This is a genomic window from Pontibacter sp. BAB1700 (assembly GCF_000277005.1).
Taxonomy (GTDB): domain Bacteria; phylum Bacteroidota; class Bacteroidia; order Cytophagales; family Hymenobacteraceae; genus Pontibacter; species Pontibacter lucknowensis.
The window spans coordinates 1-12,903 of record NZ_AKIS01000103.1 but is presented as its reverse complement, the minus strand read 5'-3'; the positions used below and the strand labels follow the sequence as shown (position 1 = coordinate 12,903).

The window sequence follows — 12,903 nt, the reverse complement described above, 5'->3', positions numbered from 1 at the left end:
TTTATATTCAGATTTCTATTCTTATTATCCCTATTCAAGTTTCCGTATCTTTGCAGTAGATTAATTTTTATAGCCTTAAAAAACTATATTTCCCACTTGCCTTTCAACCCTTCTACCATAGACTTACCTGTTCGGGAAATCATACCTACCGTTAGGGAGCACTTGGTGGCGCAGAACACGCTGATCGTTAACACTCCTCCCGGAGCCTGTAAATGCACCTTGTGAACGAGGCCTGTGTCAGATGATTTATCACTGAATTTCCTATACCTGCCAAGGGCAAACTATTTCAGATCATTCCGTGCTATACCTCCCTGTTTTTTATAGCTTTATACCTAAAGCCGCTGATCACAGGTATAGCCTATAGCAGCCGCTGCGGTCATAAGCGGAGAGAACAAACCACCCCCAGGTATGGAAGAGTTAAAAGCAGGCAGTTTTTTCGGACAAACGAACAGAACCTTTCACCTAGACGGCATCCTGTTGACCGACACTGAGTACACGGTAGACAAAGTGGATTGGCATTACCACGAGAACTCCTATTTTACCTTTATTCTGGCCGGGCAAATCCTGGAGGGCAACCGCAAGGAGAAGTACCACTGCTCCCCCGGGTCGCTTCTGTTTCACAATTGGCAGGAGCCGCATTACAACATCAAACCGGAAGGCTATACCCGTGGCTTTCACCTCGAAATTCAGAAAGAGTGGTTCCGGGAGGTGCTGCCAGACAGGGAAGTGGCAGAGGGAAGTTTACAGATCGACGACCCGGCGGTTAGGCTTCTGTTTTACCAGATCTTCAAAGAAACCAAAATGCAGGACACCCTGCTATACCCGGCCGTCGAGTCGCTTTTACTGCAGGTATTCACGGCACTGCTTCCGCAGGAGCGCAAGGTATACAAAAACCCGCCCTGGGTGGCCCGGCTCAAAGAGCTTTTGCACGACAGCTACCCGGACACGCTCTCCTTAAAAGCGCTGGCAGTTGAAGTGAACATTCACCCGGTGCATCTGTCCAGGGACTTCCCGAAGTACTTCCACTGCAGTCTCGGCGATTACATCCGGAAGGTGAGGACCGAAAAGTCCTTTTCCCTGTTTTATGACAAAGGCCTCTCCCTGACCGAAATCGCTTTGCAATGCGGCTTTTCCGACCAGAGCCATTTCATCCGCAGCTTCAAGTCGCTGAACGGACTCACTCCTTCCGCTTTCCGCAAAATCATGCTGGAACGTTAATTTCATTCTATTTTCGAGTTGCGGCCTGCTGTAATATTGCAGCATCACAAACCAATCTACTATGAAAAGACGTCTTCTACTGTTCCTGCTGATCGCCAGCTTTCCGGCTGTTTTCTCACAAAGTCCGGCAAGGCTAAGCGATGGTATACCTGTTGCAGCGCCAAAGGCAGCCCGGATCAACGCAGAAAAGTTAAAGGAAATGGACAGCGCCATCCGCAGCGATCAGTTCAAGAACATCACCAGTGTGTTGATCGCCAGAAACGGAAAACTGGTGTACGAAAAGTATTACCAGGGCTTTGCCGACAGCTCGCTCCACGATACCCGGTCCGCCACCAAAAGCATCACCGGGCTCCTGATCGGCCTGGCGATAGACCAGAAAATGATCCCTTCCGAAAAGACCACGGTCACGCGCTACTTCCAGGACAAGAAGCCCTTCCAAAACCCGGACTCCCGGAAAGACCAGATCACGATTGAGGACCTGCTGACCATGAGTTCGCTGCTGGAATGCGATGACGACAACCAGTACTCGCGGGGCAATGAAGAGCGGATGTACCTGATCGAAGACTACTACCGTTTTTACCTGGACCTGCCCGTGAGAGGCTATGCCGGCTTTGCGAAGAAGCCCGAGGACTCGCCCTATGGGAGAAGCTTCAGTTACTGCACGGCAGGCACCGTGTTACTGGGCGGGGTGCTGGAGCGAAGCACCAACATGAAAGTGGATGCCTTTGCCGACAAATACCTGTTTGGACCTTTGGGTATTACCAAAACGGCCTGGCAAATCACCCCCATGGGCAGCCCCATGACCGGCGGCGGTTTGGGCTTACGAAGCCGCGACTTGCTGAAGCTGGCCATCCTGATGCAGCAGGGCGGCAAGTGGAACGGCAGGCAGGTGATCTCCGGCAGCTGGATCCGGAAGTCAGCCACCACGCAGGCGCATGTGCGGGAGTTTAAGGGGCAGAACTACGACTACGGCTACCTGCTCTGGCAGCAGGCTTTTGGCCAGGATAAAAAGTACGCCGCCTACTACATGTCCGGCAATGGCGGCAGCAAGATCGCCGTCATCCCCGAACTCGACTTAGCCATCGTCATCACCAGCACCCTCTACGGAAGCTTCCAGGGGCACCTGCAGACGGAGAAGATCCTGTCGGAATACATTGTGGCGGCTGTGGGGGAGTAGGGGCTGGGTGCGGCAATGAACGGTTAATCTTTATACCCGTTTCCGCTCTTTACACATTCTCAATTGAAACTGCGTAACTTTGTGGGTTGTTACCAGGGTATACCTACTTCATAATTTATTTAAATGTTTTCCTTTCAACCAGTTACCTATAGAATTACCCATTCGGGAAATCATACCTGCCGTTAGGGAGCACCTGGCGGAGCAGCTAAATGCGCCTTGCTACAGCTAGGTTTGCAGTGGTGCTTGATGCCTGAAAAACTGCTCTGGCAGGAGAGGGGTTACTGTGGTGTGTTATGTTAATTTAGGAACGCTACTTTCTTTCTGCAGCCGCTACTGGAGGCTGAGGGGCTGGCACCACATTCTTAATTGGCTTTGTAGATTTCAGGTAGGCGAAAACGGCCCTTAATTCCTCGTCCGTCATATTTTTGTACATGTCCCAGGGCATTGGAGGCAACAGCATGCGCGAAGTTTCCAGTCCCTTGTGCTTGCCTTGCCTGATAGCTGTAAAAAAATGCTTTTCGGTCCAGTTACCTATACCGGTCTCATCTGAAGTTAAGTTGGCAGCGTAAGAAATTCCCCAGGGCCCCACCCAGGCGGTCAGCGTCTGTGTTACCACCAGGCCTTTCTTTTCTACCTCTTCGCGGTTTACATCAGGAGGCGGCAAAGTAGCCGGATGACCGGACAAAGCTTTTGAGAAGTCCATTTCCATACCTTTGTCTGTCATCTTTTTAGGCGTATGACAATCGTGGCAGGCGGCAATCGTGACCAGATGCTCCCCCAGTTTAAGCTGTTCTTTATCTCCTTGCAGCATGGTGTCAAAGCTAGCCTGCTTTGTATCGGGCGCCCTTTCGAAAACGGTGAAAGAAACATGATGAACGAGAAGATAACCAGGGAGGTAATAACCAGTATAGTTTTCATAGCTGTAAGGTTTTGTGTTGAAATTAGTATGTAAACTGCCTTACCTAATTTACCTATTATCCGGAACAAGTAGAATCAATAGTGGTATTACCTGGTGAACTGATTAGTGTTTGATGTTAAGGGAAAGATTTCAATGATGAAACATTATTTCCAGGCAGGAAGCACAACCAAAAGCTAGGTCAGTATATGCACTAAGCCGGATTTCGGGGTTTATGACAAATTACGTTTTATGGATGTGTACACCGTTTTGAATAGTGATTTATATCCCTCCAACTTTGTGTAACTTTGCTGGCTGGCAGCGAAGTATACCTGTCTGAAGTACAACCATAAAATACAAAAATTGCCTTTCAACCCCTTCTCCATAGACCTCCCCGTTCGGGAAATCATACCTGCCGTCAGAGAACACCTTTCGGCGCAGAATACCCTGATCGTAAACGCCCCTCCCGGAGCCGGTAAAAGCACCTTGCTGCCCCTGGCTTTGCTGGACGAGGCCTGGCTAAAAGATCAGAAGATCATCATGCTGGAGCCCCGGCGCCTAGCGGCCAAAACCATTGCCGAGCGCCTGGCGCAGCTGCTGGGCGAGGAGGTTGGCCAGACCGTCGGCTACCGCATCCGTTTCGAGAACCGCACCTCCGCTGCCACCCGCATCGAGGTCGTAACAGAAGGCATCCTTACCCGCATGATCCACAGCGACCGCTCGCTGGCGGGCATCGGCATCGTGATTTTCGACGAGTTTCATGAGCGCAGCATCCATGCCGACGTAGCCATGGCCCTGAGCCGGGAGGCGCAGCAGGCGCTTCGCCCGGACCTGCGCATCATGGTGATGTCGGCCACCCTGGACATGCCCCAGCTCACGAGCCTGCTTAAGGCCCCGGTGGCGCAAAGCATGGGGAGGCAATACCCCATCAACACCATCTATACCGGCGACGCCGACGACCGCATGCTGCCTGAAATGACGGCCAAAGTGGTGCAGCAGGCAGCGCAGGAGCAGGAAGGCGATATCCTCGTGTTCCTGCCCGGCGAAAACGACATCCGGAAAGTAGAAATTATACTTCGCAGGCAGCTGCGCGGCGTGCAGATACACCCGCTGTTCGGCATGCTGCCCTTCGGCAAGCAGTACGCCGCCATCATGCCCGACCGCGAAGGTAGGCGCAAAGTCGTGCTGGCCACCAGCATCGCCGAAACCAGCTTAACCATCGAGGGCGTGTCGGTAGTGGTGGATACAGGCTTCGGCAAGACTTCCCGCTTTGACCCGAAATCCGGTTTGTCGCGCCTCGAAACAGCGCGCATCTCCAAAGACGCCGCCGACCAGCGTGCCGGTCGTGCCGGTCGTCTAGGGCCCGGCACGGCCTACCGCATGTGGAGCAAAACCACGCAGGAGCGGATGTCCCCGCACCGCACCCCCGAGATCATGGAAGCCGACCTGGCCAACCTGGTGCTCGACATGGCGCAGTGGGGTATTATGGACATCCGCAGCCTGACCTGGCTCAACCCGCCGCCACGTGCCGCCCTGCAATACGCCACCGAGATGCTGCACCAGCTGCAGGCGCTGGAGAACGGCCGCATCACGGAGCATGGCAGGAAAATGCACGCGCTGCCTTGTCACCCGCGTATCGCGCACATGCTGCTCAAAGCCGAGGAAACCGACCAGGTAGCCCTGGCCAGTGACATTGCCGCCATTCTGGAAGAGCGCGATCCGCTGGACCGCAATGCCGGCATCGATATTAACTTAAGAATAGAGGCCCTCCGCAGGTATAGGCGGGAACAGGGGCAGGGCAAGCGCTTCGCCAGGATCGAGAAGATCGCCCGCTCGTACCGACAGCTGTTCAGCATAGAACCGGAAAACGGGAACTTTGACGACTACGAAACCGGTGTGCTGCTCACGCATTGCTACCCGGAACGCATCGCCTATGCTCGTCCCGGCAACAATGCGCAGTTTCAGTTGGCCAGCGGTCAGTATGCCTCCGCCGGTCACCGCGACGACCTGGCACACGAACCCTGGCTGGCTATTGCGCACCTGCACGCTGGCACCGGCGACAATCCGGGCCGCATCTTCCTGGCCTCGCCGCTCAATCCGCGCGACCTGGCCCCGCTTGTGAAGCAAAAGGAGGTATACCACTGGGACGTGAATGACGGCGAACTCAGCGCCTCCATGGACACCCGCATCGGCAGCATTGTGCTGCAAAGCAAGCCGCTGCCAGCACCCGACGAAAAGCACCGCGTGCCAGCCATGTCCGAAGCCATTAAGCAGGAGGGCGAGCACCTGCTGGACTTCAACTACGAAGTAAGACAGTGGCAAAACCGTGTGCTGAGCCTGCGCAAGTGGCGCCCCTCCGAGTTCTGGCCCGACGTGAGCACCAGCACCTTGCTGATGACGAACTGGGACTGGCTGAAGTCCTACCTCTTCGACATCGAGCACCCCGACGAACTGATGGAGCTGGAGCTGCTGCCGATCCTGGAAGCCAAATACCTGAACGAGGAGCAGCGTGCCCGTCTGGAGGTGCTGGCCCCCTCCAGCATCACCTTACCAGATGGTTCGGATATTGACCTGTATTACCACGCAGATGGGAGTCAGCCGAAGCTGGAGATCCGACTGCAGGATGTACTGGACTGGGAAGAAAGCCCGACAGTGGACGAAGGCGAGATGACGGTGGAGCTGGCCCTGCTAAGTCCGGAGTTAAGACCGATCACGACCGTGTCAGACCTGGCGAGTTTCTGGAAAGGAAACTACCGCGTGATCAAGCGGCAGCTGGAAGTGGTGTTTCCGGAGGTGGAGTGGAGTAGGGGTTAGAGTTTCTTTCTGTCGAGATGACAATTTAGGCTATTACTTAATACCCTCGCTCGCGTCCCGCGAGTGTGAGTTATGTGGTGGCGTCCCGCCACCTGTGCCGACAGGCACAAACAAGCGGCCAGAGTCCGCCAGATAGCTCACACTCGCGGGACGCGAGCGAGGGCAAGTAAAGAGATTCCCCTCTTGAGGGACCCCTCGATTAGATACGGATATATCTATCCGAATAAGCATTTCTAAAAAGAAAAGAGACGCTGTTGAGGCGTCTCTTTCTTTTTACAACTCTTATGAATAAAACTAAACCGCTTTCAACTCCTTCTGATCCTTTGCTTCCTGCTCATCAACACCAATCGCTTTATTCCAGTCGCCGGCGTTCTTTATACCGAGTTTCTCCGGGTCAAAGGTTGGGTCGAGGCCCGCTTTGCGCTGGGCCAGGTAATCCTGCAGGGTGCGTAAGGCCGGCTTGCGCAGCAGGAAGATGGCAATGACGTTGAGCCAGGCCATGATGCCCACACCGATGTCGCCCAGCATCCAGGCGGATTCAGCTGTCTTTACAGAGCCGTAGAAGGTAGCGGCCAGTATGAATAGGCGCAGCGCCCAGAGCATCCACTGTTTGTTCTTGGTGTTCAGGTAGCTCAGGTTGGTTTCGGCAATGTAGTAATAGGCCATGATGGTGGTGAAGGCAAAGAAGAACAGCGAAATCGCGATAAAGCCGCTACCCAGTGCGGGGAAGTGGGAACTCACCGCCAGCTGCGTATACTCTGGTCCGAAAGGCACGCCCGGCAGGTTCTCCACCAGAAAGCCCCCCTCCGGATTCACCACATTGTATTGCCCCGTAAACAGGATCATAAACGCTGTAGCCGTACAAACGAACAGCGTATCCACGTAAACAGAAAAGGCCTGTACCAAACCCTGCTTGGCAGGATGGCTTACCTCAGCCGCTGCCGCTGCATGTGGCGCGGTACCCTGGCCCGCTTCGTTGGAGTAAATACCACGCTTCACGCCCCACGAAATGGCCATGCCAAACACGCCGGCAAAAGCGGGCTCCAGGTCAAACGCAGAACTGATGATGAGGCTGAACACGGCCGGAACTTCCGAGATATTCATCAGAATGATCACGACCGACATCAGGATATAAGCCCCCGCCATAAACGGAACCACCACCTGTGCCACGTTGCCGATGCGCTTCACACCGCCTACAATGATCAGGGCCAATAGTAAAGTAACGGCACCACCTGTATAGGCGACCGGTATCTGGAAGGCATTGCTGATGCCCGATGCAATGCTGTTGCTCTGCACACCCGGCAGGAACAAGGCCATGCTGATAATAGTGGCAACTGCAAACAGCACGGCATACCATTTCACGCCAAGGCCTTTTTCGATGTAGAAGGCCGGCCCGCCTCTGTACTGGCCATTTTTTACCTGCTTATAGATCTGGCCCAGGGTGGCTTCTATAAAGGCAGAAGAGCTGCCCAGGAAAGCAATCATCCACATCCAGAACACAGCACCCGGGCCACCCATGGCAATGGCCGTGGCTACACCGGCAATATTGCCCGTGCCGACACGCCCGGCAATGGCTACGGTAAAGGCCTGGAATGAACTGATGCCTTTGTTAGAGGACTGCCCCCAGAAGAGCAGGCGCAGCATTTCGCGGAGGTAGCGAATCTGCAGGAATTTGGTGGCGATGGAGAAGTATACACCTGCCCCAAGGCAAAGTACGATAAGTGCATTGCTCCAGACGATGTCGTTCACCGAACTGATAATGTTTTCCATGGAGAGAAGGTGGGTTTTAATCTTGTCAAGTATAGTTTGAAACCTGTTTTGATAGAACGAAAGGTTTCTGCACTTTAAATTAGACAGAAATTTTCAGAACTGAAGAGTTTAGCCCGGCTTATTATTTCCCGAGAAACAGGAATGCCACTTGCAAGGTCCGCCGTTTTATTTGCTGAACAGCTTAGCAGGTTATGATGAGCACCCGGTCAAGCGCTGTACCAAAATGATCTGTGTTAGGGCAGGAGAAGCTATACCTGAACAGGGGGGATTACCTGGTAGGAACTCAAAACATTAACAAATCTTGCCGGGAAAGAGTACATGATAGTGTTGGCAGGAAAATGCAACCCCTTCCGGCACTGATTCGCTTTAGCAACCATACGTCACAGAAAAAAACAAAAGAAGGATGATTCAGAAAACATACCTGAAAACAAAAGACCAGTGTAAAGTTAAATTCACGATCAGCATCGAAAATGCGGACAGAGTGGAGATCCTCGGCCTGAATAACGACTGGAACACACCGATCAAAATGAGCAAGAAAAAGGGTGGTGTATTTGAGTGTGTGCAGACGCTCCCGCGTCATACACAGCACGAATTCAAATACCTGGTAAACGGTACCGACTGGCGTAACGATCCGGATGCCGATGGGGAGGCTCCCAATGAGTTTGGCGGGACCAACACCTTGCTTGTGCTCTAGTCGCCGTTCCCAGCGAGAGCAAATACGTTTAATTTAATTGCTTATACCTGAGATGTAGGAGGCTATTTCCTGCTCTTTTTCCTGCATGTGCTCGTAGGCAAACTTCTGCAGCACATCGCAGGAAACTTTGTCGAGCATGCCAATAATCCGCGCTTCGCTGATCACTTCCTGGTTCCAGTCAGAGGCGATGACCATAATGGCTTGTCCGTTGTATGGGCTGAGGTCCAGCAGGTCGGCGGTCAGGTTAGGCGATGGCCATTTGCCTGCTGCCAGGCTGTACAAACCGGGTTCCCAGCGGGGCGGATCATTTTTAAGATCCGGCACCGGTTTAAAATAGCCTTCATCCACAGGCCCTATAAACAGCACGTTCGCTTTGCTGAGGGTAGTCGGAACGAGCGTCTTGGGGTCAGGCAATACAGTGCCGGCTTCTTCCAGCGTTTCTTCGGGTTCATCCATGCCTATACATACTACCAGAAATAGCAGATAGTTGTCCTGCGCCATTTAGAGCCAACATAAGGAGGAAAGGAGCGTAAAGCTAAGCTGTTCATTTTCGCTCATCTGACTGGCAAAAATTCTTTTGTAAAACAGTCGGCTGGTCATTTAATCTCCTTCTGCTATGGAAAAAGAAAATCCCCCATTACCACCGCTGCAATCCGTCACGCTCCGCATCAACGGCAAAGAGCAGCGCCTGGAGCTGGCCCCCTGGACCTCCCTGCTCGATGCCCTGCGGGAGCACCTGCACCTGACCGGCACCAAAAAAGGCTGCGACCACGGCCAGTGCGGCGCCTGCACCGTGCTCATCGACGGCAAGCGCATCAACTCCTGCCTGACCCTGGCGATGATGCAGGAAGACAAAGAAATCACCACCATCGAGGGACTGGCCAAAGACGGCGAACTGCATCCGGTGCAACAGGCTTTTATCGACCACGACGCCTTTCAGTGCGGCTACTGCACACCGGGGCAGATCTGTTCGGTGATCGGGCTGCTGAACGAGGGCAAGGCTAAAACACTGGCTGATATCCGGGACCTGATGAGTGGAAATGTGTGCCGTTGTGGTGCCTATGTGAACATCGTGAAAGTGGTGCAGGAAGCACTGGAAAGGAGCGAGGCAAAATGAGACCCTTCACCTATACCCGGGCCACGGACGTGAACAGCGCCGTGCAGGAAATCACCAGACATGAGAAGGCGAAATTTGTAGCGGGGGGTACTAACCTGCTCGACCTGATGAAGATCGACGTGATGGCCCCGCAGCATCTGGTCGACATCACCCGCATTGTCCTCAAGACCATTGAAGAAACCGCAGACGGCGGCCTGCGGCTGGGTGCCCTGGTGACCAACAACGACACCGCCTACCACGAGCAGGTGGAGAAGCGCTACCCGCTGCTCTCGCACGCGATACTGGCAGGCGCCACCGGACAGCTGCGCAACATGGCCACCGACGGTGGTAACCTGCTGCAACGCACCCGCTGCTATTACTTTTACGATACCCAAACGCCCTGCAACAAGCGTGAACCCGGCTCTGGCTGCTCCGCCATCAAGGGCTATAACCGCGACCTGGCCATACTGGGCACGAGCGAGCATTGCATTGCTACCCATCCGTCGGATATGTGTGTGGCCCTGGCTGCGCTGGAGGCAAGCATCAACGTAACCGGGCCAAACGGCGAACGGGTTATACCTATAGCCGATTTCCACCGCCTTCCCGGCGATACCCCGCACATCGACACGAACCTGAAAGAAGACGAGATCATCACCTCCATCGACCTGCCTGCCAAGGGCTTTGCAGAGCACTATACCTACCTCAAGCTCCGCGACCGTGCCTCCTATGCCTTTGCCATTATATCAGTGGCCGCTGCCCTGGACCTGGACGGCGACACCATCAAAGAAGCCCGCATAGCCTTGGGTGGCGTGGCACACAAGCCCTGGCGAAAACCAGCGGCCGAAGCTATGCTGAAAGGTCAGCAGGCAACGCGTGAGAATTTTCAGAAAGTAGCAGAAGCTTACCTGGAAGGCGCGAAAGGGTATGGCGATAATGATTTTAAAATAGAGCTGGCGAAGCGGGCCATTGTGCGGGCGCTGGAGCAGGCTTTTAACAAGGAGGGTGCAGCATGAAAACAGAGCAAATAGGAAAAGAAAGAAACCGGGTAGATGGTAAAGCCAAGGTAACCGGCGAAGCAAAATATGCGGCAGAGTTTGATGCTGAGAACCTGGCTTATGGTGTGGTCGTGAGCAGCGGCATCGCCAAAGGAAAGATCAATCGCATCGATACCAGCAAAGCCCTGGCACTGGACGGGGTACTGCAGGTCTTCACGCACGAAAACCGTCCCGGCTACATGTGGCTGGACAAAAACTACAAAGACGATGATGCGCCTCCAGGCTCACCTTTTCGTCCTCTTTATGACAGCGAGGTGCAGTTCAGCATGCAGCCCATTGCGCTGGTCGTAGCCGAGACTTTTGAGCTGGCCAGGTATGCGGCCATGCTGGTGGAGGTGGAATACGAGGAAGCAGAACACGACACCGATTTCGAAGCGAATCTGGAGCAAGCCTACGAACCGAAAGAGTACAAAGCCACGGAGCCGCCCCAGCCCCGCGGCGATGTAGACCAAGCTTTAGCTGAGGCAAGTGCCCGCATCGAAGAAACCTATACCCATCCGGCTGAGCACCATAACCCGATGGAGATGCACGCCAGTACCGCCGTGTGGGAAGGTGACGGAAAACTGACAGTCTACGACAAGATACAGGGCGTGCAGAACAGTCAGCAGTACATTGCCAGCGCCTTTGGTATGTCTAAGGACGAGGTGCGGGTGATTTCGCCATTTGTGGGAGGAGCCTTTGGTTCGGGTTTGCGTCCGCAGTACCAGCTCTTCCTAGCCGTGCTGGCAGCCCGTGAACTGCAACGCTCTGTGCGGGTCGTGATGACGCGTCAGCAGATGTTCTCCTTCGGTCATCGCCCCAAAACCCTGCAACGCTTTAAACTGGGCGCCGATAACGACGGCAAGTTGCAGGCGCTGCAGCAAGAGGTATACGGCGAGACCTCCAAGTTCGAAGACTACAGCGAAGACGTCGTGCTCTGGCCAGGTGTACTGTACCCATGCGACAATACCAAGCTGACGCACAAACTGGTGGCGCTGGATGTGTATACCCCACTCGATATGCGGGCGCCCGGCGGCACAACCGGCATTTACGCATTGGAGTGCGCCATCGACGAACTGGCCTACAAGGCAGGTATAGATCCGCTGGAGTTCCGGAAGAAAAATTACTCTGAAAAAGATCAGAACGAAGACAAGCCTTTCTCGAGCAAAGAGCTGCGGGAGTGTTACCGGCAGGGAGCCGAAAAATTTGGCTGGGCTAAGCGCAAGATGGAGCCGCGTTCTATGAAAGAAGGTCACCAGCTGATCGGCTGGGGATTTGCCCAGGGTGCCTGGGAGGCGAACCAGGCCGAAGCCAGCGCCAAGGCCGTGCTCAGCAAAGAGGGCAAGCTCACCGTCAGCAGCGCCACCGCCGACATTGGCACCGGTACCTACACCGTGATGACCCAGATAGCCGCTGAGGCACTGGGGCTGCCGTTGGAGGATGTGACGTTTAAGCTGGGCGATTCCGATCTGCCGAAAGCGCCTTTGGAAGGAGGTTCTAAGACCGTTGCTACGGTAGGATCCGCCGTGAAAAAAGCCTGCGAAAAAGTACAGGAAAAACTTTTAAAGTTGGCCCAACAGCAGCCGGATTCGCCACTGGCTGAAGCAAAGCTGGAAGAGGTGGATTTCTCAGAAGGTAAGATCAGCCTGAAGCGAGATGCCTCAAAAAGTGTGCAGTTGCAGGACCTGTTGGAGCAAAGCGACAACGGCAGCCTGGAAGGAGAGGTGTCTACCAAGCCATCCGATGAATCGAAGGGATACGCCCGCTACGCCCACTCCGCCGTGTTTGCCGAAGTGAAAGTAGACGAAGACCTGGGCACCGTTAAAGTTACCCGGCTGGTAACAGCTGTAGCCGGTGGCCGCATCGTGAACCCCAAAACCGCCCGCAGCCAGATACTCGGCGGCATGGTCTGGGGCATGGGCGTTGCCCTGCACGAGCACACGGTCATGGACAATAACCTCGGCCGTTTCATCAACCACGACCTCGATAAATACCATGTACCCGTGAATGCCGACGTGCAGGAAATGGAGGTGATCTTTGTAGAGGAGAAGGATGAAGTCGTGAATCCGCTGGGTGTGAAAGGGCTTGGTGAGATCGGAGTGGTTGGTGTTGCGCCGGCTATCGCCAATGCGATTTTTCATGCGACGGGGAAAAGGGTAAGGGAGTTGCCGATTACAATGGATAAGTTGTTGTAGTTTTTCGCTG

General features: G+C 54.3%; 10 protein-coding genes. 7 read left to right on the top strand and 3 right to left on the bottom strand.

The annotated features are described in order from the left end of the window. Window positions 1-408: 408 nt before the first annotated feature. On the top strand, window positions 409-1,218 hold the full coding sequence (locus O71_RS12540; protein WP_007657304.1) for an AraC family transcriptional regulator: 810 nt from the start codon (window positions 409-411) through the stop codon (window positions 1,216-1,218). A gap of 61 nt (window positions 1,219-1,279) precedes the next feature. Beyond that, entirely contained in the window at window positions 1,280-2,395 is a 1,116-nt protein-coding gene (locus O71_RS12535; protein ID WP_007657302.1) for a serine hydrolase, read from the top strand. Between the two features lie 310 nt (window positions 2,396-2,705). Here the strand turns inward: O71_RS12535 and O71_RS12530 are convergent, their stop codons facing one another. Continuing rightward, window positions 2,706-3,206, bottom strand: coding sequence for a c-type cytochrome (locus O71_RS12530; RefSeq protein WP_155800864.1), 501 nt, complete (start codon window positions 3,204-3,206; stop codon window positions 2,706-2,708). Between the two features lie 447 nt (window positions 3,207-3,653). Between O71_RS12530 and hrpB the strand changes: the two genes are divergently transcribed. Further along, window positions 3,654-6,104, top strand: a complete 2,451-nt coding sequence (gene hrpB / locus O71_RS12525; RefSeq protein WP_007657296.1) for an ATP-dependent helicase HrpB — start codon at window positions 3,654-3,656, stop codon at window positions 6,102-6,104. Window positions 6,105-6,398: 294 nt separating this feature from the next. On the opposite strand, the gene O71_RS12520 is transcribed toward hrpB, so the two are convergent. Further along, entirely contained in the window at window positions 6,399-7,874 is a 1,476-nt protein-coding gene (locus O71_RS12520) for a sodium:alanine symporter family protein (RefSeq protein WP_007657294.1), read from the bottom strand. Window positions 7,875-8,277: 403 nt separating this feature from the next. On the opposite strand from O71_RS12520, the gene O71_RS12515 reads away from it, so the two are divergent. Next, window positions 8,278-8,568, top strand: coding sequence for an isoamylase early set domain-containing protein (locus O71_RS12515; RefSeq protein WP_007657293.1), 291 nt, complete (start codon window positions 8,278-8,280; stop codon window positions 8,566-8,568). A 33-nt stretch (window positions 8,569-8,601) separates the two neighbouring features. Here the strand turns inward: O71_RS12515 and O71_RS12510 are convergent, their stop codons facing one another. Then, on the bottom strand, window positions 8,602-9,024 hold the full coding sequence (locus O71_RS12510) for a hypothetical protein (protein ID WP_143731945.1): 423 nt from the start codon (window positions 9,022-9,024) through the stop codon (window positions 8,602-8,604). A gap of 160 nt (window positions 9,025-9,184) precedes the next feature. On the opposite strand from O71_RS12510, the gene O71_RS12505 reads away from it, so the two are divergent. The 3 genes from O71_RS12505 to O71_RS12495 are packed head-to-tail and all read left to right on the top strand — an operon-like array spanning window position 9,185 to window position 12,893. Next, window positions 9,185-9,685: a (2Fe-2S)-binding protein gene (locus O71_RS12505; RefSeq protein WP_007657291.1), complete on the top strand. Its 501-nt coding sequence runs from the start codon at window positions 9,185-9,187 to the stop codon at window positions 9,683-9,685. Beyond that, window positions 9,682-10,677: a xanthine dehydrogenase family protein subunit M gene (locus O71_RS12500; RefSeq protein ID WP_007657290.1), complete on the top strand. Its 996-nt coding sequence runs from the start codon at window positions 9,682-9,684 to the stop codon at window positions 10,675-10,677. Before O71_RS12505 ends, O71_RS12500 begins: the two co-directional genes overlap by 4 nt. Then, window positions 10,674-12,893: a xanthine dehydrogenase family protein molybdopterin-binding subunit gene (locus O71_RS12495; RefSeq protein WP_007657289.1), complete on the top strand. Its 2,220-nt coding sequence runs from the start codon at window positions 10,674-10,676 to the stop codon at window positions 12,891-12,893. The genes O71_RS12500 and O71_RS12495 overlap by 4 nt, the downstream gene beginning before the upstream one ends. Window positions 12,894-12,903 lie beyond the last annotated feature (10 nt).

Excerpts from the sequence above, each read along its gene's own strand:
- O71_RS12505 (WP_007657291.1), top strand. The coding sequence starts at position 9,185 with ATGGAAAAAGAAAATCCCCCATTACCACCGCTGCAATCCGTCACGCTC.
- O71_RS12500 (WP_007657290.1), top strand. The coding sequence starts at position 9,682 with ATGAGACCCTTCACCTATACCCGGGCCACGGACGTGAACAGCGCCGTG.
- O71_RS12520 (WP_007657294.1), bottom strand. The coding sequence starts at position 7,874 with ATGGAAAACATTATCAGTTCGGTGAACGACATCGTCTGGAGCAATGCA.
- O71_RS12510 (WP_143731945.1), bottom strand. The coding sequence starts at position 9,024 with ATGGATGAACCCGAAGAAACGCTGGAAGAAGCCGGCACTGTATTGCCT.
- O71_RS12535 (WP_007657302.1), top strand. The coding sequence starts at position 1,280 with ATGAAAAGACGTCTTCTACTGTTCCTGCTGATCGCCAGCTTTCCGGCT.
- O71_RS12530 (WP_155800864.1), bottom strand. The coding sequence starts at position 3,206 with ATGCTGCAAGGAGATAAAGAACAGCTTAAACTGGGGGAGCATCTGGTC.
- O71_RS12540 (WP_007657304.1), top strand. The coding sequence starts at position 409 with ATGGAAGAGTTAAAAGCAGGCAGTTTTTTCGGACAAACGAACAGAACC.
- O71_RS12515 (WP_007657293.1), top strand. The coding sequence starts at position 8,278 with ATGATTCAGAAAACATACCTGAAAACAAAAGACCAGTGTAAAGTTAAA.
- O71_RS12495 (WP_007657289.1), top strand. The coding sequence starts at position 10,674 with ATGAAAACAGAGCAAATAGGAAAAGAAAGAAACCGGGTAGATGGTAAA.